Here is a 25,941-nt window from a genome sequence, read left to right as displayed (position 1 = left end):
AAGTGGCGTCCCCACGGGGATTCGAACCCCGGTGTCCACCGTGAAAGGGTGGTGTCCTAGGCCTCTAGACGATGGGGACGCTGTCTAAACTTGCGAATCACAAGCAGGCCTGGTGCTTGTAACCGGTGAAACGTGGTGGAGCCAGGCGGGATCGAACCGCCGACCTCCTGCATGCCATGCAGGCGCTCTCCCAGCTGAGCTATGGCCCCGATGTTGCCAAGAAAAAACGCAGCGGCGAAACACGCTGCGTCTTCCCTCGTTGTAGCTGGCGTCCCCACGGGGATTCGAACCCCGGTGTCCACCGTGAAAGGGTGGTGTCCTAGGCCTCTAGACGATGGGGACGCTGTCTAAACTTACGAATCACAAGCAGGCCTAGTGCTTGCAACCCTTGAAACGTGGTGGAGCCAGGCGGGATCGAACCGCCGACCTCCTGCATGCCATGCAGGCGCTCTCCCAGCTGAGCTATGGCCCCGGTGTCTTGGGAGCCCGGCATTCTAATGACCGATTCGGTGTTCCGCAAGCATGAATACGCGAATTTTTTATATGCATGCAACGCTGGCGTTTCAGGTGCGCTGAAGACGCAAGCGCAGTGCGTTGCTGACCACTGACACCGAGCTCAAGCTCATCGCGACGGCCGCGAAGATGGGCGAGAGCTTCCAGCCCAACCACGGCGTCAGCACGCCTGCTGCAAGCGGCACGCCCAGGCCGTTGTAGAACAGCGCGAAGCCCAGGTTCTGACGCATGTTGCGCACGGTCTGCTGCGAGATGCGGCGCGCGCGCAGCAGGCCGGACAGCTCGCCTTTGACCAGCGTTACCTGCGCACTGGACATGGCCACGTCGGTGCCGGTGCCCATCGCGATGCCGACATCGGCCGATGCCAGTGCAGGCGCGTCGTTGATGCCGTCGCCGGCCATCGCCACCACGCGGCCCTGCTGGCGCAGTGCATCGACCAGGCGCGCCTTGTCGGCAGGGTTTGTTTCGCCGTGGACCTCATCGATCCCAAGCTGGCGCGCGACGGCTTGTGCGGTGCTGGTGGCATCGCCGCTGGCCATGACGATGCGCAGGCCGCTGGCCTTGAGCGAGGCGATGGCGTGCGCGGCGCCGTCCTTGATCGGATCGACGACGGAAATCAGGCCAGCGAGCACACCATCGACGGCCAGGAACATCACGCTGGCACCGTCCAGGCGCAGTGCTTCGGCAGTGCCCTCAAGTGGCGCGACCTCAATCCGCGCGGTCGCAAGCAGGGCGCGATTGCCGAGCAGCAATGCGTGTCCGTCGACGTGCCCGCGCACGCCCAATCCGGGGTCGGAAGTCATGTCCGCGCTGGCCGATAACGTCATCCCGCGTTGGCGCGCTTCGGCGACGATGGCCTGGGCGAGCGGGTGTTCGCTGCCGGCATCCAGGCTGGCGGCCAGCCGCAGCACACCTTCCGCGCGGTACGGCGCCAGCGCCTGCACATCGCCGAAGCTTGGCTTGCCGCGCGTGAGCGTGCCGGTCTTGTCGAGCACCAGCGTGTCGACGCTGCGCAGACGCTCGATCGCCTGAGCGTCGCGGAACAGCACGCCAGCCTGCGCGGCGCGGCCGCTGGCGACCATGATCGACATCGGTGTCGCCAAGCCCAGCGCACAGGGGCAGGCGATGATCAGAACGCTGACGGCATTGAGCAGGCCGTGGGTCCATGACGGCGGTGGCCCGAACAGGCCCCACACCAGCAGCGTGGCCACGGCGACCGCCAGCACGGCAAGCACGAACCAGTACGCGACGCGATCGGCCATCGCCTGCATCGGGGCACGCGTGCGCTGGGCCTGGGCGACAAGCTGGACGATCTGGGCGAGCGTGCTGTCGCTGCCGGTGCGGGTGGCTTCGATGATCAGCGCGCCCGCACCATTGAGCGTGGCGCCGATGACCGGATCGCCCGGTCCGCGTGCAACCGGCACCGGCTCGCCGGTCAGCATCGACTCGTCCAGATGCGAGCGACCTTCGCGCACCACGCCATCCACCGGGACTTTCTCGCCGGGCCGCACGCGCAGGCGATCGCCGGGCTGGAGCGTGTCGAGCGCGACGTCGTGCTCGCTGCCATCGGCGTCGATCTTTCGTGCGGTTTTGGGGGCAAGGCCGAGCAGGCGGCGGATCGCCGAAGATGTCTGCGCGCGCGCCTTGAGTTCCATCAGCTGGCCGAGCAGGGTCAGGCTGATGATGGCCGCGGCCGCTTCGAAATAGACTTCCACCTGCCCATGCAGGCGGAACGCCGCGGGAAAGACCTGCGGCACCAGTAACGCAACCACGCTATAGAGATACGCCGCCGATACGCCGGTGCCGATCAGCGTCCACATGTTGGGGCTGCGATGGACAATCGACTGCACCCAGCGCTGCAAAAAGGGCCAGCCTGCCCACAACACCACCGGCGTGGCGAGCGCGCCCTGCAGCCACGCCGACACGCCCATCGGCATCAGCGACAACAGATGGCCTGACATCGCCAGCAAGACGGCCAGCGCACTCAACGGCAGCGACCACCAGAAGCGGCGGCGGAAGTCGGTGAGTTCCGGGTTCTCGGTTTCGTCCAGCGACGGCATCATCGGCTCCAGCGCCATGCCGCACTTGGGGCAGGTGCCGGGGGCATCGCGCACGATTTCCGGGTCCATCGGACAGGTGTATTGCGTGCCGGGCGGTGGCGGCGCCGTGTCCTGCGGCGTGCGCTGCAAGTAGCGGTGCGGATCTGCGCTGAACTTCTGCTTGCAGCCGGCGGAGCAGAAGCCGTAGGTCTGGCCTGCGTGCTCGACGCGGTGCTGGGTGGTCGCCAGATCAACGCGCATGCCGCAGACCGGATCGGTCGCCGACGACGTGGGCTCCGCTGCGAGCGGCTGATGGTGTGGGTGCCCACAGCAGGACGACTTTGGTGCGACGGGCTGCGCCGCGACGACGGCGGGCGATGCTGGCTCGGTCGCCTCGGATTCCGATTTGGAATGGCAGCAGCTTGGGCGAGGCTGGGCCGGATCCTGCTCGGACACCACCTCAACCGTCCTCGCGCAAGGCCGAGACGATCGGGCAGTCGCGCAGCGCGCCATGCCCCGGGCAGGCGTCGACCATGACCTTGAGCGCGTCGCGGACACGGGCCAGTTCGTCGATGCGTTGCTCGACCTGGCTCAGCTTGCGGCTGGCGGCGTCCTTGACCGCGGCCATGTCGCCGCGACCGGCGCTGATCGCCAGGAGTTCGCCAATTTCCTCAAGAGTGAAACCTAACCCCTTGGCACGCCTGATGAAATTCAGGCGCGAGACGTCGTCTTCGGCATAACGGCGGTAGCCGCCCGTCGAGCGCGGCGGCTCCGGCAACAGGCGTTGCCGCTCGTAATACCGGATCGTGTCGATCGGGACCTGGGTCTGGCGGGCCAGCTGACCGATGTTCATGGGGCGCTCCAACAGGGAAGACGCCCAGTGTGCACCCTTGAGTCTGGTCAAGAGTCAAGGGTTTGGCTGCCAGCAGCCTGCGCTCAGAACCAGAAGCGCAGGCCGGCGACCCAGCCGTGATCCAGTGCAGGCTCGCCGTCGGCGCGGACCAGATCGGCGGTGTCGCCGAAGCTGCGACTCCAGCCATAGCCCACGTACGGGGCGAACTGGCGGGTGATCTCGTAGCGCAGGCGCAGGCCAGCTTCGCCGTCACTCAGGCCCTTGCCGATCCGGTTGGCCCGGTCGTCCTTGCTGTAGGCGTTGAATTCCACCCGCGGGGTCAGGATCAGGCGGTTGGTCAGCAGCAGCTCGTACTCGGCCTCGACGCGCGCGGCCAGGCGGCCCTGTTCGCCGATGTAGGCGTGGGCTTCCAGTTCGAACTTGTAAGGCGCCAGGCCCATGACGCCGAGACCCGCCCATTGCCGCGATGGCCCCGGGCCGAAATCGCTGCGCAGCGAAAACACCCGGTCCCACCACGGTCCGGTCGCATGGCTCCATTGCAGCTGCACGTCGCCGCGCGCCTGTTCGCCCCGGTGTTGTTCGCCCTCGCTACGTAGCCAGAATTTGTCGAAATTGCCGCCCACGCCAAAGCGCGCATCCCAGGCTGTGCCGCCGCCTTCGACGTGCTCCAGGCGATCGCCGCGCAGCACTGCAACGGTGGGGTTGTCGTCCATATGCAGCGACATATCCATGCCGCCGAGGTCAGGAAACGCCGCGGCACGTTTCTCCATCGTCGGCGCGGGCAGGGGCGCCGGCATCGGCGCGCTGTGTCCGTGATGTGCGTTGTGATCCATCGGCGGGGCGCCAGGCGCAGCCATCGGCATGTCCATGCCCGGCATGGATTCCATCGACATTCCGGCCGGCATCGCGTGGCCGGCGTGCGGATCGGCAGGTCTCGAGGGCGTGACCTGCTTGGGTTTGGCGGCCGGCGTCTTGGCTTTGGGCTTGGTGGCCGGCTGCTTCGGCGTGGCCGGCGCGTGCTGCGCGTGGTCCATCGGCATGGCCATGTCGTGATGGCCGGCGTGGGGATCGGCCTTCGGCGCGGATGTGCTGGCCTGCGGCTTGGTTTCGGCCTTGTCCGAGGTTTTCTTCTTGTCGGCCGGCTTGCCGGTGTCCTGCATCGACGACATGTCCATGCCGGGCATGTCCTGCATCTGCATGGCGGCGTGGTCGTGCTGCTGGGCGAAGGCCGAACCCTGCGCCAAAGCCAATGCGCACGCCAAGGCCAAGCTGCGGTAATGGGGCAGGGGGCTCATGCGACCTGCACCTCGCGGAACATGCCCAGCTCCATGTGCAGCAGCATGTGGCAATGGAACGCCCACCGCCCGAGCGCGTCGGCGCTGACCCGATAGCTGCGGACGCTGCCCGGCGGCACGCTGACGGTATGGCGGCGGACCTGGAACTGGCCATCGGCGCTTTCCACGTCGCTCCACATGCCATGCAGGTGGATGGGGTGCTCCATCATGGTGTCGTTGACCAGCACGATACGCACGCGTTCGCCGTAGTTGAGCTTGACCGGGCCGGCCTTGGAGAACGGAATCCCGTCGAAGCCCCAGACGTAGCGCTCCATGTTGCCGGTCAGGTGCAGCTGAAGTTCGCGCCCAGGCTCGCGCGGATCGGGATCGTCGAAGGTGCTGTGCAGATCGGCCGCAGTCAGGACGCGCCGGCCGTTGTCGCGCAGGCCGATGCCCGGGTCGTCCAGGGCGCGGCTGGGCGTCATGGTCTGCATGTCCACGGCCGGGTTGTTCGATTCGCTGGCGGGATGGCGGACTTCGATCGCCGACTTGGTCGTGCCCATGCCGGGCATCGCGTGATCGTGGCCCATGCCGGCCATCGCCGAAGCCTCCATCGCACCCATGTCACCGTGGCCCATCGACGCGTGATCCATGCCGGCGTGATCCTGGTTGGACGTGCTCGTCCCCGGCATCGCCATCGCACCGTGCGACATCCCGCCGTGGCCATGGTCCATGCCCATGTCGGCCATGGTCAGCAACGGGCGGGGATCCAGCGGTGGCACCGGTGCCTGCAGGCCGGGGCGGGGCGTCAGGGTGGCGCGCGCGTAGCCGCTGCGGTCCATCGCCTGGCAGAACACCGTGTAGGGCTGGTCCTCCTGCGGCTGCACGACCACGTCCAGGGTCTCGGCCACCGCGATGCGGAATTCGTCCACGCTGACCGGATGCACCGGCTGGCCGTCGGCGGCCACCACGGTCATCTTCAGTCCCGGAATGCGCACGTCGAAGAAGCTCATCGCCGAGCCATTGATGAAGCGCAGGCGCACGCGCTCGCCGCGCTTGAACAGGCCGCTCCAGTTCGCGTCCGGGCTGGCCCCGTTGACCAGGTAGGTATAGGTCTGGCCGCTCACGTCGGCCAGGTCGGTCGGGCTCATCCGCATCTGGCCCCACATGCGCCGGTCCTGCGTCGCGACCTTGAGACCTTGCTGCCGTGCGTCGCGGACGAAGTCGCCCACGGTGCGCTTGTGGACGTTGTAGTAGTCCGGCTGCAGCTTGAGCTTGCGCACGATGGCGTGCGGATCTTCGTCGCTCCAGTCCGAGAGCAGCAGCACGTAGTCGCGGTCCACTGCCACCGGATCAGGCCCGGCCGGCGCCACGACGATCGCGCCGAACGCGCCCTTGGCCTCCTGCAGGCTGGAATGCGCGTGGTACCAGTACGTGCCAGATTGCTTCAACTTGAAGCGGTAAAGATATGATTCTGAAGGACCTATCCCGTGGAAACTCAGTCCCGGCACGCCGTCCATCGCCGCCGGGAGGATGATCCCGTGCCAATGCAGCGAGGTGTCTACGCCGAGCCGATTGCTGACCTTCAGCGTGACCTCGTCGCCTTCGCGCCAATGCAGCGTCGGCCCCGGCATCGAGCCATTGATTGCCACCGCCTGCGACGGCCGACCGGTGATGTTGACGGGCAGGGCGCCGATAGACAGGTCGAATGCCTGCCCGCGCAGCTCAGGAACCTGCGGTGCGAAGGAGCCGGATTGCCCCAGGGCCAACCCCGGCACGGCCAGCGACGACCCTGCCAACGCCAGCCCGGTGCCGGTGACGAACCGCCGCCGCGTGGTCGAGAACCCAGGCGGGCGGAAAGCTTCCATCGACATCCACAGACTCCAGGCGCGGCGCAAAACGGCCGGCGAGTATGCAAAGTCTGGAGTGAAGTCCAGTCAAGGCAAAACCCCTATTTCCAGATGACGAAGCGGCCATCCGGGCGTAGGCGCTCAGGCCAGCAGGCGGTCGACCAGCGCCGAGCCGCGGCCCTGCGCCAGCAGCTCGGACAGCACGAACGGCAGGTTCAAACCCAGCCCGTGGCCCAGGCCATCGAGGTTGGGCAGCGTGCCAACGTAGCGTGCAACCGCTGAGCCATCGGCCTGTGCGAAGGCCTTGTCCAGGTTGATCCAGTGCAGCTTGCCCAGCTTGGCCTGCAGGGATTCATGGCTCAGCCGCGCATTGGCCTGCGTGGCCCGGACCAGGCACATCAGCGCCAGCGCGATCCAATAGCGATCGTCGGTTTCGGCGAGCATCCGCGCGCGGGCCAGCTCGTATTCCTCCTGCCGGACGAATTCATAGCGGATCGCCGCATCTACCGGCGCCACCTCCCATAACTGCTGGTGTCCGGAGGCGATCGTCTGCAACAGCAGCTTGCGGACCTGGCCATCGTCGAAAGCCGGCAACATGGCCTCGGCCCATTGCGCAGGCGTCCAGCCGACAAGCCGTTCGCCCAATCCAAGCCGGTGCCACTGAAACTGGCTACCGAACCCGGAGCAAAGCAGCACGTCGCCGATGTATCCGACGGCCAGTCGGGTTTCTTCCTGATCCGCAGCAATGGTGACGTTGAGCTCTGGAACTTGGACAGCCACGCGAATCCTTGATGCGATTGGGGAGCGGAGCAGCAGAGTAGCCAAGAAGCGTGAGGTGCTTGGCGATGGATGCCTCCTGAGCTCGATTTTTATTTACATAATATACATTATGCGAAATTAAGAATGACCCTCAACCTCACAGATCAACAATACGAATCACGACGCCGTCGGGAACATGCCGCCACCCTTTCCCGCCTGGACGACGATCAATGCCGCTGCATGCCACCCCCACGCCTGGTTCCAACCTGCTTTCGCCCAAAGACCACGCACTGGTCCTGATCGACTTCCAGTCGCAGATGGCGTTTGCGACCAAGTCCATTGACGCAGTCAACCTTCGCAACAACGCCGCGCTGATTGCCAATGCGGCAGCCGGCTTCAAGGTGCCGACCATCCTGACCACCGTGGCCGAGAAGTCGTTCTCCGGCCCGATGTTTACCGAAGTCACCGACCCCTTCCCGGGCCAGGCGCTGCTGGACCGCACCTCGATGAACACCTGGGAAGACGCAGCGGTGATCGACCAGATCAACGCGATCGGCAAGCAGCGCCTGGTGTTCGCCGGCCTGTGGACCTCGGTGTGCATCGTCGGCCCGACCCTGTCGGCGCTGGACCAGGGCTTTGAGTGCTACGTGATCGCCGACGCGTGCGGCGATGTCTCCACCGAGGCGCATGAGCGTGCGATGGAGCGCATGGTCCAGGCCGGCGTGCGGCCGATGACGTCCCTGCAGTACATGCTGGAGCTGCAGCGCGACTGGGCCCGCACCGAAACCTACGACATGACCACCGGCTACGCCAAGCAATACGGCGGTGCGTACGGCCTGGGCGTCACCTACGCCAAGACCATGTTCAACGCGCACGAAGGCTGAAGTTCCGCTTCACAACGCCTCTCCCGTCCGCGCTGGATTCCTTCCGCGCGGACGCCGTGCCTGTTCCGTCTCGGAGTCCTTCGATGAAGCCCTATCTGCTGTCCTTGGCGGCCGGCTTGCTGGTTGGCGTGATCTACAGCCTGCTCAATGTGCGCTCGCCTGCGCCGCCGGTCATCGCATTGGTAGGCCTGCTCGGCATCTTGGTGGGCGAGCAGCTCCCGCCGTTGGCCCGTCAGGTGCTGGCGCGCAGCCAGACCGAGATCACCTGGGTCCGACACCAGGTCAAGCCGCACATGTTCGGCCACCTGCCCAAGGGCAAGCGCCCGTCGAAAGACCTTCCTCAAACGTCATCGCCGATCCACGGCGAGGAGCACGACGCATGACCTCCCCCATCACGCCGGATCTGATCCTGCATCGCGGCCTGTTCGTCACCCTGGACAAAGCCAACCCGACCGCCAGCTGCGTGGCGATCAAGGACGGCCGCTTCCTCCAGGTCGGCCAGGATCACGACATCATGCCCAGCGCCGGGCCGGACACCACGATCATCGACCTGCGAGGCCGGCGCGTGCTGCCCGGCCTGATCGACAACCACATCCACATCATCCGCGGCGGCCTGAACTTCAACATGGAGCTGCGCTGGGATGGCGTGCGCAGCCTGGCCGATGCGATGGACATGCTGAAGCGCCAGGTGGATGCGACCCCTGCCCCGCAATGGGTGCGCGTGGTCGGCGGCTTCACCGAGCATCAGTTCGTCGAAAAGCGCCTGCCGACCCTGGACGAGCTCAACGCCATTGCGCCCGATACGCCGGTCTTCATCCTGCATCTGTACGACCGCGCCCTGCTCAACGGCGCGGCGCTGCGTGCCGTGGGCTACACCCGCGAGACGCCCAACCCGCCGGGCGGCGAGATCCTGCGCGATGCCAACGGCAACCCGAACGGGCTGCTGTTGGCCAAGCCCAACGCCGGCATCCTCTACGCGACGCTGGCCAAGGGGCCGAAGCTGCCGCTGGAATACCAGGTCAACTCCACGCGCCACTTCATGCGTGAGCTCAACCGCCTGGGCGTGACCAGCGTGATCGATGCCGGCGGCGGCTTCCAGAACTATCCAGAGGATTACCAGGTGATCCAGCAGCTGTCCGATGCCGGGCAACTGACCATCCGCCTGGCCTACAACCTGTTCACCCAGAAGCCGAAGCAGGAAAAGGAAGACTTCCTCAACTGGACCGCGTCCTCCAAGTACAAGCAAGGCGACGACTATTTCCGCCATAACGGGGCTGGCGAAATGCTGGTGTTCTCGGCGGCCGACTTCGAGGACTTCCGCCAGCCGCGGCCCGAGATGGCGCCGGAGATGGAAGGCGAGTTGGAAGAGGTCGTGCGCGTGCTGGCGGAGAACCGCTGGCCCTGGCGCATGCATGCCACTTACGACGAAACCATCAGTCGCTCGCTGGATGTGTTCGAGCGCGTCAACCAGGAGATCCCGCTCGAAGGCCTGAACTGGTTCTTCGACCATGCCGAGACGATCTCCGATCGCTCGATCGACCGCATCGCGGCGCTCGGCGGCGGCGTCGCCGTGCAGCACCGCATGGCGTATCAGGGCGAGTACTTCGTCGAGCGTTACGGCCCGGGCGCTGCCGAGGCAACGCCGCCGATCAAGCGGATCCTGGAGGCCGGGGTCAAGGTCTCGGCCGGCACCGATGCCACGCGCGTGGCTTCCTACAACCCGTGGGTCTCGCTGAACTGGATGATCACCGGCCGCACGGTCGGCGGGCTTGGGCTGTATCCGCGCCGCAACTGCCTGGATCGCGAAGATGCGCTGCGCATGTGGACCGTCAACGTCACCTGGTTCTCCAATGAGGAAGGCAAGAAAGGCGCGATCAAGGCCGGCCAGTTCGCCGACCTGATGGTGCCGGACCGCGACTTCTACGCCTGTGCCGAGGACGAAATCAGCGGGATCACCTCGCTGCTGACCGTGGTCGGCGGCAAGGTGGTCTATGGCGCGGGTGACTTCGCCCGGTTCGATGACGCGGCGCCGCCCCCGGCGATGCCGGACTGGTCGCCGGTACGCCGTTTCGGCGGCTATGCCGGCTGGGGCGATACCGCTGCCAAACCCGACGCGACGGCGCAGGCGCGCCAGGCTGCGGCAGGTTGCGGCTGCGCCAACCAGTGCAACGTGCACGGCCACGCGCACGCGACGGCGTGGACCAGCAAGCTGCCGATCTCGGACCTGAAAGGCTTCTGGGGCGCGCTGGGCTGCGCCTGCTGGGCAGTCTGATGATCGGCCTGTTGCGCGAAGCGTTCACTTCGCCCTGGGTGCATTGGGTTGCGCTGCTGCTGTTGTGCTCGGCGTACCTGCAGGGCTCGTTCGACAAGCTGCGCGACTTTCCTGCCGCGGTGGCCGAAATGCATCACTTCGGCCTGCGCCCTGCACTGCCGTTCGCCGCGCTCATCATCGCCTTCGAACTGGCGGCTTCAGCACTGGTGCTGAGCGGCTGGTATCGCTGGGCCGGTGCCTTGGCGCTGGGCGGGTTCACCATCCTGGCCAACTTCATGGCCGATCGCTTCTGGGGCCTGCAGAAACCGGAACGCACGACGATCGCCAATTCCTTCTTCGAGCACTGGGGGCTGACCGGCGGTTTCCTGCTGGTCGCCTGGCACGACCTGGGAGGTCGTTATGTCTTCTGAAAAACCTCGCGCAAGTGGCGGCAGCTTCGCGCCGCTGGCACAGCCCGTGTTCGCCGTCCTGTGGGCGGCTGCCGTACTGGGTAACACCGGCAGCTTCATCCGCGATGTGGCCAGCTCCTGGATGGTCACCGAGCTCTCGGCCAATCCCACTGCGGTCGCCCTGATCCAGACCGCCGCGACGCTGCCGATCTTCCTGCTGGCGATCCCGGCCGGGGTCCTGTCGGACATCCTGGATCGTCGACGTTTCCTGATCTTCATCCAGATCATGCTGGCCAGCGTCAGCCTGACCCTGCTGCTGCTCACCCGCAGCGGGGCGCTGACGGTCGAGTATCTGATCGGCATGACCTTCATCGGTGGCATCGGCGCGGCGTTGATGGGACCGGCGTGGCAGTCGATCGTGCCCGAGCTGGTCCCGCGCAGCGATCTGAAGAACGCCGTGGCGCTGAACTCGCTGGGCATCAACATCGCCCGCGCCATCGGCCCGGCGCTGGGCGGCGTGCTGCTGGCCAACTTCGGCGCGTCCCTGGCCTACGGCGCCGACGTGCTGAGCTATGTCTTCGTGATCGCCGCGCTGTTGTGGTGGAAGCGCCCGGCCAACGTGCATGACGCCTTGTCCGAACAGTTTCTCGGCGCGCTGCGTGCGGGTCTGCGCTTCACGCGATCCAGTCGCGAGCTGCATGTGGTGCTGCTGCGCGCGGCGGTGTTCTTCCTGTTCGCCAGTTCGGTGTGGGCGCTGCTGCCATTGGTGGCACGCCAGCTGCTGCATGGCACGGCCGGCTTCTATGGCGTGCTGTTGGGCGCGGTGGGCGCCGGCGCAATTGTCGGCGCGCTACTGTTGCCGCGCCTGCGCGCACGCTTCGATGCCGATGGTCTGATCCTGGTGGCTTCGGCCTGCACCGTGGTGGTGATGGGCGGCCTGGCCATGGCGCCGCCGCAGTGGCTCAGCGTGGCGCTGATGCTGCTGCTGGGCGTAGGTTGGATCATCGCGCTCACCACGCTCAACGGCGTGGCCCAGGCCGTGCTGCCCAACTGGGTGCGTGGACGCGCATTGGCCGTCTACCTGATGGTGTTCAACGGTGCGATGGCGGCCGGCAGTTTCGGCTGGGGCCTGGTCGCGCAGGAAGTCGGCGTTCCCAGGGCGCTGGTCATCGGTGCGGTCGGCCTGGCGGTGATCGCGCTGCTGTTCCATCGCGTACGACTGCCGACCGGCGAGGCCGACCTGCAGGCCTCCAACCACTGGCCCGAGCCCCTCACCAGCCCCGAGGTGAGCCACGACCGCGGCCCGGTGATGATCCTGATCGAGTACCGCGTCGCCACCGAAGACCACGCCGCCTTCCAGGCCGCGATCACGCGCCTGTCGCTGGGCCGTCGCCGCGACGGCGCCTACCTGTGGGGCATCACCGAGGACGCGGCTGATCCGCAGAAGCTGGTCGAGTGGTTCATGGTCGAGTCCTGGGCCGAGCACCTTCGCCAGCACCGTCGCGTCTCCAACGCCGATGCCGACCTGCAGTCCGAAGCGCTGCAGTACCACCAGGGCCCGGAACCGCCGGTGGTGCGCCACTTCATCACGATGGATGGCAAGCGCCACGCGCCGCTGCAGCACGTCCACGCCTGATGCCCTCCCCCACTTTCTCTGGAACCCTCATGCGCCTGACGCTGTCTTTTTCCGTTGCCATCACGCTGCTGCTCGGCAGCATCACGCCGGCCATTGCCAAGCAAGCCACCACATCATCGGTATCGGTCGGTCCGCAGTACGACACCACCCATGTCTATATCGCGCCGGAGGAGGTCGAAGCGTTCGTGCAGAGCTTTACCGCGACCTTCGGCGGCAAAAGCACGCCGCAGGTGGTAGCGACCGTGACGCCCACGCCCAGCAGCACGACCTCGCAGCTGGTGCAGACGCCGGCCGGCACGGTGTCGCTGTTCGGGTTCAAGACGCCGATCCCGGCGCCGTTTGGCGCTGAGCGCACCGGCTATCTGGTGACCGACATGGAACAGGCAATCAAGGCCGCGCGTGCCGCAGGCGCCGAGGTGCTGGTGGAGCCGTTCCGGGATCCGATCGGCCTGGATGCGGTGATCGCCTGGCCGGGCGGCGTGAACATGCAGCTGTACTGGCACGACAAGGCCCCCCACTACGCGCCGTTGGAGACCGTGCCGGAGAACCGCGTGTACGTGTCGCGCGAGCGCGCCGATGCCTTCGTCAAGGCGTTCCTAGCGTTTTCGCATGGCTCGGTCGAGCGCGACGACCCCAAGGCTGACGGCGCGCTGATCGGCCGGCCAGGCGAGAGTTTTCGCAGCATCGAACTCTACTCCGGGTTTGGCCAGATGCAGGTGCTGGTCACCGATGGGCACCTGCCCTATCCCTACGGCCATGAGATGACCGGCTATGCAGTGAAGGACCTGGAGGCAACCATCGCCAGGGCCACGGCCGCCGGCGTGCAGGTGCTTGTGCCGGAAGTGAAGAGCACCGCACGCCGCTCTGCCGTGCTGCAGTTTCCCGGCGGCTACATCGCCGAGATCCACGCCGCGGCACAGTCCTGATCGCAATGTCTCGACGCTTCGCACCGCTGCTGGCGCTCGTGTGCCTCCCCGCCTGGGCGTGGGCACAGCAGGCAACGCAAGACACCACGCTGCCTGCCCGGCCCGCGTTGAAATCCAACCGCTGGCAGGAGGACTGGTCGCCCCTGCTCGACCCAGCCATGCGAAGCCAGCCGCTGGACCACCTGAAGGCGATCGCGCTGGGGCCTGATGCGTATCTATCGCTTGGGGTGATCCTGCGCGAGCGACTGGAATCCAATCACGCCTCCGCTTTTGGCGTAGGCCGCGAGGACGACCGCTATCTGCTGCAGCGATTGCAGGTGCACGGCGACCTGCGCGTGGGCGACCACTGGCAAGGCTTTGTCCAGCTCGAAGACGCTCGCGCCTACCAGAAGACCAGCATCGGTCCGGCCGATACGAATCCGCTGGACCTGCGCATGGCCTTCGTCGCCTACACCACGCCCCTGCGCGGCGGTGAGTTGAAGGTCCGGGTCGGCCGCCAGGAGTTCGCCTTCGACCTGCAGCGCTTTGTCTCGCTGCGCGACGGCCCGAACGTGCGCCAGTCCTTCGATGCGGTCTGGGCCAACTATGAACATGGCCCATGGCGCTGGATCGGCTTTGTCAGTCGGCCGGTGCAGTACGCGGCCGGGTCGGACTTCGATGACACCTCCAACCGGCATTTCGCCTTCGACACCGTGCGCGTGGAGCGACAGGTGCTGGGCACCGATGAGCTGTCGCTGTACTACGCACGTTACGAGCTGGACGATGCCAGCTTCCTGGATGCGGTCGGCGATGAGCGACGCGACATCCTGGATGCGCGCTTTGCTGGCGTGCAAGGCGCGCTGGACTGGGATCTTGAAGCGATGGGCCAGCGCGGCCGTGTCGGTAGCGCTTCGGTACATGCCTGGGGCATGGGTGGGCGCATCGGCTATACCTTCAAGGACGCTGCCTTGTCACCTCGGATCGGCATGCAGGTCGATGCCGCCTCGGGCGATCGCAAAGCCGATGATGGCCGTCTGGAAACCTTCAATCCGCTGTTTCCCAACGGGTCGTATTTCAGCCTCGCCGGCTACACCGGCTACAGCAACCTGCTGCACATCAAGCCTGCGCTCACTGTGCATCCCGATGCCGCCATCACCCTGACCGGTGCGATCGGCCTGCTCTGGCGACAAAGCACGGCCGATGCGGTCTACATCCAACCCGACGTGCCGCTGGCAGGCACTGCCGGAACCGGCGGCCGCTGGACCGGCGCCTACCTGCAGCTGCGCACGGACTGGAAGCTGTCCCCAAACCTCTCCACGGCCGTGGAGCTTGTCCATTACCAAGTCGGCAACGTCATCCGCAACGCCGGTGGCAGCGACAGCCAATACGCCGGAGGCGAACTGAAATTCTCATGGTGACATCCGACACTTCAAACCCCGCCGTGCCGCAAGCGCCGCTGGAAAAGCCGCTGCTGGCACGCCTGTCCATCGCGATGTTCGCCATGGTGATGGGCGTCGGCGGCCTGGCCAACGCCTGGGCGCTGGCGCATACCGTGTTCGGAGCGCCGGTGATCATCAGCCAGGCGTTGCTGCTGCTGGCGGTGGTGGCGTTCGCATTGCTGTTCGTCACGCACCTGGCCAAGCTGGGGTTCCACTTCAAGGCGGTGGCCGAGGAGTTCGCCCATCCGGTGCGTTCCAGCTTTTTCCCCGCCACCTCCGTGGCGGCCATTGTCCTGAGCATCGGCACGCGCGCTTATTCGGTTGAACTGGCACAGGGCCTATGGTGGTTCGGCGCGGTGCTGCACCTGATGCTGGCGATGACCCTCATCCGGCGCTGGATCACCCATGCGCAGGACGAAAGCGTGCTGACGCCGGCCTGGTTCATCCCCATCGTCGGCAACATCCTCGTGCCGGTCGGCGGCGTGCCGTTGGGGCATGTGGAGATCAGCTGGTTCTTCTTCTCCGTGGGCCTGGTGTTCTGGCTGATGTTCTTCACCATCGTGCTGCACCGGGTACTGTTCGTGCCGGCGATGAGCGCGCGCAGCGTGCCGACGTTGTTCATCCTGCTGGCACCGCCTTCGATCGGGCTGTCCGCGTATCTGGCCTTTACCGGCGGCTTTGCCGGCCCGTTGGCGCACATCCTCTACAGCCTGGCGTTGTTCATCGCCATCCTGTTGCTCACGCTGCTGCGGCATGTCACCCACGGGCCGTTCTTCATGAGCTGGTGGGCCATGACCTTCCCGGTCGATGGCTGGGCGGGCGCAGCGCTGGCGTACCAGCATGCGCAACCCTCGGCGTATGCGCAGGCCATTGCGGTGTTCGCGCTTGCGGCGGCGTCGCTGGTGGTATTGCTCATCGGTGCAAGGACCGCGTTCTACATGCTCAGCGGGAAAGCCTTCAACGAAGACTGAGATCGGGCGCGTCGCCCTGCCCCGTGGCCGGCGGCGTGGGTCGCGACCGTCCCTATGAGGAAGCGCGTGCTCTCCTCATTCGCTGTCAATCGAGTCACAAACATCCAAGACGGCCCAGGTGCGGCGGCCTAGTTTGATGATCTGCATGGTGCTGTCCCAGCCGCAAAAAGGCGTGGACTGCGCGATGCATGCCCTCCCCTCTTAAGACGCGGTCGATGTCCGACACCCCGTTTCCCTCCCCCGATCTCACCCGCCGCCAGGTTCTTGCCACCGGCGCGGCCATGCTGGCCATCGCGGCACTGCCAGTGCGCGCACAAGCCAAGGTCACTACCCCTTCCCACCACGCTGGAGAACCTGCAATGCCTTTCGTCACAACCAAAGATGGCGCCGAAATCTTCTACAAGGACTGGGGCACCGGCACCCCGGTGGTGTTCTCGCACGGCTGGCCGCTCAACGGCGATGCCTGGGATCCGCAGATGCTGTTCCTGGTCCAGCAGGGCTACCGGGTCATCGCCCATGACCGCCGTGGCCACGGCCGTTCCAGCCAGACCGCGAAGGGCAACGACATGGACACCTACGCCGATGACCTGGCCGCGGTGATCGAGCACCTGGACCTGAAGGACGCGATGCTGGTCGGCCATTCCACCGGCGGCGGCGAAGTGGCCCATTACATCGGTCGCCACGGCACCAAGCGCGTGGCCAAGGCCGTGCTGGTGGGCGCGGTGCCGCCGATCATGCTCAAGACCGAAGCCAATCCCGGCGGCCTGCCGATGTCGGTGTTCGACGGCATCCGCGAGGGCGTGGCCAAGGACCGCTCGCAGTTCTTCAAGGATCTGTCCGGCCCGTTCTTCGGCGCCAATCGCCCCGACTCCAAGGCCTCGCAGGGCATGCGCGATGCGTTCTGGGCGCAGGGCATGACCGGCAGCGTGCTCGGCCACTATCTGTGCGTCCGTGAATTCTCGGAAGTGGACTACACCGAGGACCTGAAGAAGATCGATGTACCGACGCTGGTCATCCACGGCGACGCCGACCAGATCGTGCCGATCGATGCCTCCGGCAAGCTCTCGGCCAAGATCGTCAAGAACGCGACCCTGAAGATCTACAAGGATGCGCCGCACGGTCTCTCGGCCACCCATGCCGATGAGCTCAATGCCGACCTGCTGGCCTTTCTGAAGAGCTGATCCGTAGATCGCCGCCCCCGAAGATGGGGGCGGCGATTACCGGTATGTTTGGGATCTTCCGAGCCATCCACGCCCTGTCTCGGTCTTCTCGAGCAGGGCGTTTTCGTTAGGCCTAGAGCCTCAATCCGAATACAGGCGCAGGCCCAGTGGCGAAAGAAGATCGTGCGTTTCCGGACGCGCTTCCATGTAGAGGAAAAACGCCGCGCACAGTGGCGTGACATACCGCTGCTCCGCGCGCGAGGTTGCCAGGCAGTGCCGGACCAGTTCATCGACCAAGCCCGCGTCCTGCGCGCTCCTGGAATGATGGGTTTGCACGAAGCTCAAAATCCCGTCGTCTTCTTCGTAAACCGCCCACGCATGCGCCGTTGCCGTCCAGGCAACGAAGCGGCATCGCGCCGCTTCATGGACGAAGGCGATCAATTCGCTCACGCGTAGCTGCTTGGCATCGCCGTTCGCACGTCTTTCGCATTGACCGACAAGGTCGCCGTCATGGCCTGGCGTCGCCAGGCCAACGGCGTCGTCCCGGTGTCGGCTTTGAAGGCCCGCGTGAAATGGGCCTGGTCGCTGAAGCCGCACTGCGCGGCGATATCGGTCAGCGCGTGCCGATCCTCAGCCAGCATCGTCTTGGCCAGTGCGATGCGCTGGACGTGCCGCCAGCTGTGCGGGGGCAACCCGAAGGTCTGTTTGAACGCGCGCGAGAAGTGCCCGCGCGACAGGCCGCACTCACGGGCCAGCGCCGTGGTCGAGATCCTGGCGGCGAGCTGGCTGAGCATCATGCGGACCACACTGTTCGCCTGCCACGGGGCCAAGCCGGCGACCGCGGCCTGCTGGGCGGGCGCTGTTTCGGGCGTCAGGAAGTACGGCAGCAGCGACGTGCGCGGGACCAGCGCAAGCGAGGTCGTCATGGTGAAACATCTCCTTTCATGACTGGGCGATGCATCGGCATCGCACCTGTGTCCCCCCGGCACCATGTTGCAAGCGCCTTACGCCGCGCCCTACCCCAGATGGTGCCAACGCCCGGCTACCCGTTCGGGTGATTCACTCAAGGCGCAGGCGGACGGCGTTCGGTCACCACGCGCCGGCCGAACAGGCGGGCGTCCAGCGAGTACGCACCAGGCCCAAGGCCGAGCACGGCCAGCGAAACCAGCAGCACGGGCAAGGCTTGCGCCCAGGGCATCCCCAGTTGGGCTGCAAGCCACACGCTGCCAATCGCGAAGATGGCAGCCAGCACTTGCACCAGCAGACCCAGCAACAGGCCGGCGGTCAGCAGGCCCAGCGCCACGCCGGCGCCCACGCCTGGTGCGCTGCCGAACACCGTCAGGAGGCTCAGGACGAGATACAGCCTGAGAAGCACCAGCCCGAAACCGGGCCGCCCATCAGGGAACATGGCGTAGAGACGCTGCACCTGGGCAGGCTAAGATCATTCGGCCATCGCGGCGTCACCATATCGGGTGGGTGAATCACACCCCCATTCGGGGTGATGGGGCGCGACGCGCGATCACCGAGAATCACCGCATGCGCCGTGTCCTTCGTTTCTCCCCACCGCTTGGCCTCCGTGCCGGGCGCCAGCTGCTGGTCCTGGCTTGGCTGCTGTGGCTGTGGGTGCTGCCGGCGCAGGCCGCTTTGCCCGAAGGATTCGCGCAATACCAGCAGACCGCCTGGACGACCGCGTCCGGCGCGCCGGCCGATATCTGGGCGATGCGCCAGTCCAGGGACGGCTATCTATGGCTGGCCACCGGCTTTGGCCTGTATCGCTTCGATGGCCAGCGCTTCGAGCGGCGCGCGCCGCCACCGGGGACGCAGTTCGCCTCCAACAACATGACCGCACTTGAGGTCGAAGACGATGGCACCCTGTGGATCGGGTACTACAACGCGGGCGTTACCCGCGTTGGGCCCAAGACGCTGGACAACTACGGGCAGGCACAAGGCGTGCCCGGTGGCATGGTGTTCGGCTTCGCCCGCGATGCGGACCACCGACTGTGGGTGGCCACCGATCATGGCCTGGCCTATTTCAACGGCCAGCGCTGGATCGCCGTCGGTGCCGCCGAAGGTTTCGTTTCAGGCGGTGCGCAGTGGCTGCTGCAGGACCGGCACGGACGCCTGTGGGTCGCCACCGCACAGCGGCTCTACTACCTGCCCGCGCATGGCAAGCGCTTCGTCACCACGGAGGTGACGACCGCCGACCTTCCAGTCATGGCCGAGAGCCCGGACGGCCGCCTGTGGCTGGCCGATCCCGATCACGGCGTGCGTGCGATCACCGACGCCTCCGGGCAGCTCTTGTCGGCGGGCGAGATCCATCCGCTGCAGCCCCGGCTCAAGGCGCGACGCATGATGTTCGCCCGCGACGGCAGCCTGTGGGGCACTGACTACGATGAGCGCGGCATTTTCCGCATCGGAGCCGCAGCCCTGGCCGCGCAGCGTGCCGATGTCGAGCGCCTGGGCCGCGCGGATGGGCTGACCGCCGACATGGCCGGCGCCATCGTGCAGGACCGCGAGGGCAGCTTCTGGATCGGCACCAATCTGGGGCTCAACCGCCTGCGCCATCGCAATGTCATGACGATCGACGGCCTGGTGCCCAAGGTCTGGTCGCGCGCCTCGGTCCTCGCCGACGCGCAGGGCAATACGCTGCTGATCAATCATGGTGTCGCGGTCTCGGGCAATCGCAGCGACCTGCAGAAGGCAATGGAGGGCACCCTGCCCCTGCTGCCATCACCGAAGACCAATGTCTGGTGGGCCGGGGACGGTGGTGTCTGGCAGTTCAAGGATGGTGTGTCGCGCGTGATCGCCCCGCCCGAGGGCAGCGAGATCCGCCAGCAGACGGCGATGGCGGTCGATCGTGAGGGACAGTTCTGGCTGTCGGTCGACCAGCTCGGTGTGTTCGTCACCCATGACGGGCACTGGAGACGGGAACGCCTGCTGCCAACGCAAGGCGCCACCGCGATCGTGCATGATCGCCAGGGGCGGACCTGGCTTGGCTATCCCTCCAGCACGCTGCGTGTCCTGGAGGGGGGCAAGGTGCGGACCTATGACCGCCGCGATGGCCTCGACGTCGGCCACATCACCGCCCTGCTGGTCGATGGCGGTCAACCGTTGATTGCCGGCGAAATGGGCATCGCCACGATGACGCCGGATGGGCGCTTCCATACCTTGCCGCCGGAGCGGTCCAATCTGCTGACCGGGATCACCGGCATCGCCGAAGATCGCCACGGAGAGCTGTGGTTGAACGGCAATATGGGCGTGGTCAGGATCAACCGGAAGGCGCTCACCGAGACGCTCTGGCCCGGCACGCCATCGGTGCCCGCAGAGCTGTTCAACGCCCTCGACGGCCTGCCCGGCATCGCCGAACAGGCCAGCATGTTGCCGACGGCGCTGGCGGCCGCCGATGGGTTGCTGTGGTTCTCCACGAACCAGGGCCTGGCCTGGATCGACCCGGACGCGATGCAGCGCAATCTGCTGCCGCCGCAGGTGTTCATTCGTGGATTGCGCGGCAATGACGTGTCGATCCCGTTGTCCGAACAGCCCGCACTGGAGCGCGGTGTCACCCGCGTGCAGATCACCTATACCGCCACCAGCCTGGCCGAATCGGACCGCCTGAACTTCCGCTACCGGTTGAAGGGCGTCGACGAGGACTGGCGCGATGCGGGGTCGCGACGCGAAGCGTTCTATACCAACCTGGCGCCGGGTGACTATCTGTTCGAAGTCAGCGCCGCCAACAACGACGGCATCTGGAGCCTGGCCCCGGCGACGTTGCGGTTCACCATCGCACCTGCGCTTTATCAGACGCTCTGGTTCCAGGTGCTTGGCGCTGTCATCGTCCTGCTTGGCATCTGGATGCTGATGCGTTGGCGCGCGCACCTGTTGTTCCTGCGCCTCAAGGCGCGCCTGCAGGAGCGCCACGGTGAGCGCGAGCGCATCGCGCGTGAGCTGCATGACACTCTGCTCCAGGGCATGCAGGGGCTGATCCTGCGCCTGCACGCGATGACGCTGGGCATGGCCGACACCAACCCCGTGCGACACCAGCTTGAGAAGGCCATGGATCTTGCCGAGCACGCCCTGGGCGAGGCGCGCGATCGCGTCCGCGGCCTTCGCAACACCAACCAGGACGCCGACCTCGCCGAGGCGCTGATGCAGATCCGCGACGAGTATCCGCAGTCCAACGAGGTCACCCTGACTGCAGTCGTGGAAGGTCGGCACACGCCGCTCAAGCCGCTGGTCCATGACGAACTGCTCCAACTCGGCCGGGAAGCGTTGGCCAACGCATTTCGCCACGCCCAGGCCCAGGAGATCGAGATCCAGCTCTGCTATGGCCTGCGTGAGTTCCGCCTATACGTGCGCGATGATGGACGTGGAATCTCCGAGGAGGTGCTCGATCGCCAGGGTGTCGAAGGCCATTGGGGCTTGCCGGGCATGCACGAGCGCGCGAAGCGGATATGCGCCCAGCTGCAGATCTGGTCCCGACCCGGCGCCGGCACGGAACTTCAATTGCGCATGCCCGCACGCCTCGCCTATCGCGACCCACTCTGGCAGCTTGGCCTGCAGCGCCTGCGCCTTCATTTTGCCGGTGCAACACCATGACCCAAGACGCCTTCCAGCCCCCGACCCGCATCCTCGTGGTCGACGATCATCCTTTGGTCCGCGACGGACTGGTCGCCATCCTCCAGACCCAGCGCGATATGGAGGTCGTGGGAGAAGTCGAGGACGGCGAGCAAGCCGTCCTGCGCTATCGCGAACTGCAGCCGGACATCGTGCTCATGGATCTGCAGATGCCGCGGATGGGCGGCATCGAAGCCATCGTCCGCATCTGCAAGCTCGATCCAAGTGCCCGCATCGTGGTGCTGACGACGTACAAGGGCGATGTGCAGGCGGTCAAGGCGCTGGAAGCCGGCGCCTGCGCCTATCTGCTCAAAAGCGTCCTGCGTCGTGAGCTGGTGGAAACCATCCGCGAGATCCGATTTGACCGCCTGTGGCGCAAACGCCTGCCACAGGAAATCGCCGCCGACGTGGCCGCCCATGTCCTCGACGATGCACTGTCCCGACGCGAGGCCGAAGTCCTGGGCCTGATCTCCGGCGGCAACTCCAACAAAGCCATCGCCGCCCTCATGGGCATCTCCGAAGATACGGTCAAAGCCCACGTCAAAAGCATCCTGCGCAAGCTCAACGCCCGCGACCGCACGCATGCCGTCACCCTCGGCTTGCGCCGCGGCATCATCGAGCTTTGACCGGAAGGGCCTTCCTCCAGTTTGTGCTTGTGCTGTAAGGCATCGCGAAGGCGCCGAAATAGCTGAGCTGTAAGTACTCATTTATCATTGGCCTTCGCCAGAAAAATTTGCCGTTCTCAGCTTCAGGGCTAGAGGGGGACAACTAATGGTTTCGGGCGCCGGCTGTATCGTGATTCGTGGACGTCAGCTCGAGCTTGATGGGCTCGTCGATTGCAAGATCCGCGATCCGGCCTATCGAAAAAGGCTTCAGCAGGATTTTGAGCATGCCTTCCCTTTTCCCCATCTCCGACTCGACACGCTTTTCGACCCTGTGCTGCTCCAGCTTGTGCGCGAGGAGTTCGATCTCTATCCCGCGCGGGGTTGGCGCTCGTTCTCCAATGCGCAGGAACAGACCTATCGTTCGCTACCTGGGCATCGCTTTGGACCGGCGTCTAGGCTTTACTTTGACGTGGTCAATTCGAGCGAGTTCGTCGAATTCCTCAGCGAAATCTCGGGGATCAAGCATTTGATCGTCGACTGCACCCTGTTTGGCGGCGGGCTACATGAAAGCCGCAATGGAGGCAAGTTCGGGATGCACCGTGACTTCGACTTGCATGCCGAAACAGGCCTTGCGAACGAGATGGTCTTTTTGACCTACCTCAATCCGGACTGGGATCCGGCGTGGGGTGGTGCACTTGAGCTCTGGGATACAAAAGCCGAGCGGTCGGTTGTCCATATCCAGCCAGAACTTGGAACATGCCTGTTGATGAAGAACCAGGCAGACAGCTATCACGGCCACCCCGAGCCGATGCGATTGCCGGAAGGCATCAAACGGCGCTCGCTCGCGTCCTACTACTACACCAACCCGTGCGAGCAAGAATATCGCGCAAAAGCGCGGACTACCGTCTTCCTCAGCAAATCACGAAGTGCCCTGATGCGCGATGGAAGCTTGAGGCTCGCGCGCCGCTGGTCACCTCCGGTCGTCTGGGATTTCGCGCGGCGCGTACGCATGGCGTGGGCCAAGCGCTAATGCTTGCCCGCAGTAACAGTTGAGGCATTGAGCCCTTTCCATCAATTGCGCGCGACGAATGCGCATGCAACTAAGGACTGCGCTAGCCACACAGCATCTGCAGACGCTCGGCCAGACGCAGGCTCAGGGCAATAATCGTGAAGGTAGGGAACGCCCAACCACCGGTGGGGAACACCGAACTGCCGGCAATATGGAGGTTGTCGATCCCGTGGACCCGGCAATCTCGATTCACAACGCCATGGCGCGGGTCATCGGCCATGCGAGTGGTGCCCATGTGATGCCCGGTACCTTCAACCCGTGGCGGTGTCACGTCATCTGCTTCGACCCACGGCTCCGGCTCGAAACATCCTCCACTCGCCGATGCGAGTTCGTGCCCGAACAGCCGGGCCGCGACCCGGTAGGTGTGCCGATCAAGCGCGTTCAAGTGCCAGTCGACGCAGACTTTGCGCTGCCCAAGCGCATCGCGTGACGCGTCGAGCTTGATGCGACTGTTCGGGTTGGGCGCCTGCTCGAAATACCCGACCAGAACGAGGTGGCTGCTTCGCACCGCGGGTTTGCCGACACGCTTTCGCGCCATTGCGCGCGCGATGTCGCCCACGCCCAGCGCGAGCTGCAGAAGGAGCCCGCTCGTCGAGCCGGACGCGACGCTGGAGACGGGCAAGGCGCTGTTGCGCATGGCTGTGCAGAGCGAATCCTCAAGGGCTTTCCCTTCATTGGAGATTGCCGAGCGCCTGCGCTTGCGCAGTCCGCGCAAGGCGGCGACGCCGCGCGGAACGGGGCCTTCGGCAACGAACGGATGGACCCGGCCATTAAGGAGACCATCGCGTTGCTGCGCCTGCTCAGAGAGGCAGATCTCCGGAAACGTGGCTCTACCCTTTGCGTTTTCCCGATCGTAAGGTCTTGCCAGATGATCGGTCTTTCCACCGATCACCGCACCAAGCCTCCCGCTTGGATGATCCATGAAGTAGCGTCCAACCAGGCCGTGCGTATTGCCTGGGCCGCCTGGCAATCGCCTGTCCGATTGCAGCAGAAGTCGCGCGTTCTCAATGCCGCCACATGCAAGGACGAAATGCCGTGCCCGCACCACGCCGCGCTTGCCAGCGAGCGAGCCGATGGTGGCGCCCTGCACGACGCGACCGTCAGGCGCGATGTCCAGCTCGAGCAGGTTCGCATGCAGCAGTACGGTGACATTGGGTGCCTGCCCAAGCTCGGCCAAATAGTCACGACCGAACAGCAGCTGCGTGCGCATGAAAATCTGGTTGCTGAGTTTGCCCTGATCGAAGGGAATCGGTGGGAAGCCGGGCAGTGCGTTGAAGCCATTGCCGTTGCCGTGCAACGGATACCAAGGAAGGCCACAGACCTCCATCGCCCGCACGTAGTAAGGCTTGAGCTCACTGGCGGTGATAGGCCACCCACTCTGCGCAACCCAATCGCGTGCGCGCAGATCCATCGCATTGAGCGGCATGCAGCCGCCACCCCACAGGTTGCAACTGCCGCCGAACGCCCGCATCCGCGAGGTCGCAGGGTCCAGTGACAGGGATCCCACCGATTTCCCTGCGTAGAGCGCCTGGCTCTGCTGCTCACCGGTCAGTCCGCCGCCTTCCAGCAGACAGACACGTAAGGACGTCCCAATGAAAGCACGGGCCATCGCAATCCCCGCCGCCCCTGCCCCGACGATGCAGATATCCGCGGCAGTGCCCGCCGCCGCTGAGTCATCCAGATAGTCGACGATCATCTTGTTCCTTGAACTGCGCGACTGTGGCCCAGGAATCGGCGGTCGAAATTTTATTTCGCGACGCTTGCCGCATTTTTCATCTTCGTACGTTAGCCATGGCGTAGAGCGGCCGCGCATCAGTCCTGTCCGGATTTGGTGCGGGAAGAACGTGCTTTCCAAGTTTGTCAGCGCCCTTCTGAAACTGCGTTTCCGAAAGCGCTTACAGATCTAAAGATCTTGGTTCTTGAAGGCTTCGCGGACTTAACCGGCTTCACCACTAGGTCAAAACACGGGTGACACATGCGTTGGAAACGTCCCACAGCCCTTGGATCAGATCGAGCACGCGGCCGGCTCGCGCTGACACCGGGAGGCCAGTCATGACCACCTTCCATCGTCTTGCAGCATTGCTGCTGACCGGCCTGCTTGCCGGCTGTGCGTCATCTGCTGGAACACACGCGGCACCCCAGCTCGACAGCACGGTCATGGCGGTGACCGACTACCGCATCGGCGTGGACGATCAGTTGAAAGTGTCGGTCTGGCAAAACCCGGACCTCAGCGTCACCGTACCGGTCCGTCCGGACGGAAAGATCACCGTACCGTTGATCGGCGATGTCCAGGCCGGCGGCGAGACACCCGATGCGGTCGCCGCCACGATCCAGGAAAAGCTCAAGTCATTCGTGCGCGATCCCCAGGTCGCGGTGATCCTGACCGAGCTGCGCAGCCATGAGTATCTCTCGCGCATCCGCGTCACCGGCGCCGTGCGCAATCCGGTCTCCCTGCCCTATCGGCAAGGCATGACCATCTTGGATGCGGTCCTGGCCGCGGGCGGTACCAACGAATTCGCCGCGCCCGACAAGACCGAGCTGTATCGGCACGGTGGCGATGGCGTCACGCAGGCCTACGCCGTGCGGTTGGGAAGGATCCTGCAGCAGGGCGAACTGGAGACCAACTACCCGGTCCAGCCAGGCGACGTGGTCACCGTTCCGCAGCGCGCTTTCTAACTTGGGTGATGCCGTCATGGATGAGCAGAACAA

Annotated in this window: 22 protein-coding genes and 4 tRNA genes; 13 read left to right on the top strand and 13 right to left on the bottom strand. The window is 65.4% G+C overall.

All coding sequences use genetic code 11. The features are described 5' to 3' along the window. Positions 1 to 3: 3 nt before the first annotated feature. The 9 genes from BMZ17_RS07250 to BMZ17_RS07210 all read right to left on the bottom strand — a co-directional run bounded on the left by BMZ17_RS07250 (position 4) and on the right by BMZ17_RS07210 (position 7,309). Positions 4 to 79, bottom strand: a tRNA-Glu gene (locus tag BMZ17_RS07250). A gap of 54 nt (positions 80 to 133) precedes the next feature. Further along, positions 134 to 209 (bottom strand) — tRNA-Ala (locus BMZ17_RS07245). A 57-nt stretch (positions 210 to 266) separates the two neighbouring features. Next, positions 267 to 342: transfer RNA gene (locus BMZ17_RS07240), tRNA-Glu, on the bottom strand. Positions 343 to 396: 54 nt separating this feature from the next. Further along, positions 397 to 472, bottom strand: a tRNA-Ala gene (locus tag BMZ17_RS07235). Positions 473 to 563: 91 nt separating this feature from the next. After that, positions 564 to 3,008, bottom strand: coding sequence for a heavy metal translocating P-type ATPase (locus tag BMZ17_RS07230; RefSeq protein WP_256371047.1), 2,445 nt, complete (start codon positions 3,006 to 3,008; stop codon positions 564 to 566). Between the two features lie 4 nt (positions 3,009 to 3,012). Then, a complete protein-coding gene (locus BMZ17_RS07225) occupies positions 3,013 to 3,405 on the bottom strand; it encodes a MerR family transcriptional regulator (protein WP_093137625.1) in 393 nt (130 codons plus the stop codon). Positions 3,406 to 3,488: 83 nt separating this feature from the next. Continuing rightward, positions 3,489 to 4,700 (bottom strand): copper resistance protein B, encoded by a 1,212-nt coding sequence (locus BMZ17_RS07220; protein ID WP_093137623.1) that lies wholly within the window; start codon positions 4,698 to 4,700, stop codon positions 3,489 to 3,491. Continuing rightward, positions 4,697 to 6,553, bottom strand: coding sequence for a copper resistance system multicopper oxidase (locus BMZ17_RS07215; RefSeq protein WP_254775204.1), 1,857 nt, complete (start codon positions 6,551 to 6,553; stop codon positions 4,697 to 4,699). Before BMZ17_RS07215 ends, BMZ17_RS07220 begins: the two co-directional genes overlap by 4 nt. Before the next feature lie 117 nt (positions 6,554 to 6,670). After that, positions 6,671 to 7,309 carry a hypothetical protein gene (locus BMZ17_RS07210; RefSeq protein ID WP_139202809.1) on the bottom strand — a complete coding sequence of 213 codons (639 nt, stop codon included), beginning with the start codon at positions 7,307 to 7,309 and terminating at the stop codon, positions 6,671 to 6,673. 209 nt (positions 7,310 to 7,518) lie between these two features. Between BMZ17_RS07210 and BMZ17_RS07205 the strand changes: the two genes are divergently transcribed. From BMZ17_RS07205 to BMZ17_RS07165, 9 genes are all read left to right on the top strand, one after another. Then, entirely contained in the window at positions 7,519 to 8,172 is a 654-nt protein-coding gene (locus BMZ17_RS07205) for a hydrolase (RefSeq protein WP_093137620.1), read from the top strand. An 83-nt stretch (positions 8,173 to 8,255) separates the two neighbouring features. Beyond that, positions 8,256 to 8,555 carry a XapX domain-containing protein gene (locus BMZ17_RS07200; RefSeq protein ID WP_093137618.1) on the top strand — a complete coding sequence of 100 codons (300 nt, stop codon included), beginning with the start codon at positions 8,256 to 8,258 and terminating at the stop codon, positions 8,553 to 8,555. After that, positions 8,552 to 10,444, top strand: a complete 1,893-nt coding sequence (locus BMZ17_RS07195) for an amidohydrolase (protein WP_175485495.1) — start codon at positions 8,552 to 8,554, stop codon at positions 10,442 to 10,444. The genes BMZ17_RS07200 and BMZ17_RS07195 overlap by 4 nt, the downstream gene beginning before the upstream one ends. Next, entirely contained in the window at positions 10,444 to 10,854 is a 411-nt protein-coding gene (locus BMZ17_RS07190) for a DoxX family protein (protein WP_093137616.1), read from the top strand. The genes BMZ17_RS07195 and BMZ17_RS07190 overlap by 1 nt, the downstream gene beginning before the upstream one ends. Then, a complete protein-coding gene (locus BMZ17_RS07185) occupies positions 10,844 to 12,469 on the top strand; it encodes an MFS transporter (RefSeq protein WP_093137613.1) in 1,626 nt (541 codons plus the stop codon). Before BMZ17_RS07190 ends, BMZ17_RS07185 begins: the two co-directional genes overlap by 11 nt. A 29-nt stretch (positions 12,470 to 12,498) precedes the next feature. After that, positions 12,499 to 13,395, top strand: coding sequence for a VOC family protein (locus tag BMZ17_RS07180; protein WP_093137611.1), 897 nt, complete (start codon positions 12,499 to 12,501; stop codon positions 13,393 to 13,395). 5 nt (positions 13,396 to 13,400) lie between these two features. Then, positions 13,401 to 14,792, top strand: a complete 1,392-nt coding sequence (locus BMZ17_RS07175; RefSeq protein ID WP_093137609.1) for an alginate export family protein — start codon at positions 13,401 to 13,403, stop codon at positions 14,790 to 14,792. Next, positions 14,786 to 15,784 (top strand): SLAC1 anion channel family protein, encoded by a 999-nt coding sequence (locus tag BMZ17_RS07170; RefSeq protein ID WP_093137607.1) that lies wholly within the window; start codon positions 14,786 to 14,788, stop codon positions 15,782 to 15,784. The genes BMZ17_RS07175 and BMZ17_RS07170 overlap by 7 nt, the downstream gene beginning before the upstream one ends. Positions 15,785 to 16,143: 359 nt before the next feature. After that, the gene (locus BMZ17_RS07165) at positions 16,144 to 16,965 is read left to right on the top strand and encodes an alpha/beta fold hydrolase (RefSeq protein WP_093137604.1); all 822 of its coding nucleotides are present in this window, start codon (positions 16,144 to 16,146) and stop codon (positions 16,963 to 16,965) included. 120 nt (positions 16,966 to 17,085) lie between these two features. Here BMZ17_RS07165 and BMZ17_RS07160 read toward each other — a convergent pair whose 3' ends face one another. From BMZ17_RS07160 to BMZ17_RS07150, 3 genes are all read right to left on the bottom strand, one after another. Further along, positions 17,086 to 17,394, bottom strand: a complete 309-nt coding sequence (locus BMZ17_RS07160) for an N-acetyltransferase (RefSeq protein ID WP_093137602.1) — start codon at positions 17,392 to 17,394, stop codon at positions 17,086 to 17,088. After that, positions 17,391 to 17,870, bottom strand: coding sequence for a helix-turn-helix domain-containing protein (locus BMZ17_RS07155; RefSeq protein ID WP_217645736.1), 480 nt, complete (start codon positions 17,868 to 17,870; stop codon positions 17,391 to 17,393). The genes BMZ17_RS07160 and BMZ17_RS07155 overlap by 4 nt, the downstream gene beginning before the upstream one ends. A gap of 137 nt (positions 17,871 to 18,007) precedes the next feature. Then, a complete protein-coding gene (locus BMZ17_RS07150) occupies positions 18,008 to 18,319 on the bottom strand; it encodes a hypothetical protein (protein WP_254775203.1) in 312 nt (103 codons plus the stop codon). Between the two features lie 161 nt (positions 18,320 to 18,480). Here BMZ17_RS07150 and BMZ17_RS07145 point away from each other — a divergent pair, with 161 nt between their 5' ends. From BMZ17_RS07145 to BMZ17_RS07135, 3 genes are all read left to right on the top strand, one after another. Further along, positions 18,481 to 21,540 (top strand): sensor histidine kinase, encoded by a 3,060-nt coding sequence (locus BMZ17_RS07145; protein ID WP_093137594.1) that lies wholly within the window; start codon positions 18,481 to 18,483, stop codon positions 21,538 to 21,540. Then, positions 21,537 to 22,184, top strand: a complete 648-nt coding sequence (locus BMZ17_RS07140) for a response regulator transcription factor (RefSeq protein ID WP_093137591.1) — start codon at positions 21,537 to 21,539, stop codon at positions 22,182 to 22,184. Before BMZ17_RS07145 ends, BMZ17_RS07140 begins: the two co-directional genes overlap by 4 nt. A gap of 145 nt (positions 22,185 to 22,329) precedes the next feature. Further along, positions 22,330 to 23,193 (top strand): 2OG-Fe(II) oxygenase, encoded by an 864-nt coding sequence (locus tag BMZ17_RS07135; RefSeq protein WP_093137588.1) that lies wholly within the window; start codon positions 22,330 to 22,332, stop codon positions 23,191 to 23,193. An 82-nt stretch (positions 23,194 to 23,275) separates the two neighbouring features. Here the strand turns inward: BMZ17_RS07135 and BMZ17_RS07130 are convergent, their stop codons facing one another. Beyond that, positions 23,276 to 24,928: a GMC oxidoreductase gene (locus tag BMZ17_RS07130; RefSeq protein WP_093137585.1), complete on the bottom strand. Its 1,653-nt coding sequence runs from the start codon at positions 24,926 to 24,928 to the stop codon at positions 23,276 to 23,278. A gap of 356 nt (positions 24,929 to 25,284) precedes the next feature. On the opposite strand from BMZ17_RS07130, the gene BMZ17_RS07125 reads away from it, so the two are divergent. Then, positions 25,285 to 25,908, top strand: a complete 624-nt coding sequence (locus BMZ17_RS07125) for an XrtA/PEP-CTERM system exopolysaccharide export protein (protein WP_093137583.1) — start codon at positions 25,285 to 25,287, stop codon at positions 25,906 to 25,908. Positions 25,909 to 25,941: the final 33 nt, after the last annotated feature.

Origin of the sequence: Pseudoxanthomonas sp. GM95 (assembly GCF_900109775.1) — a bacterium.
Lineage (GTDB): Bacteria > Pseudomonadota > Gammaproteobacteria > Xanthomonadales > Xanthomonadaceae > Pseudoxanthomonas_A.
The sequence above is the reverse complement of the archived record's forward strand: the minus strand, read 5'-3'. Positions and strand labels throughout refer to the sequence as shown.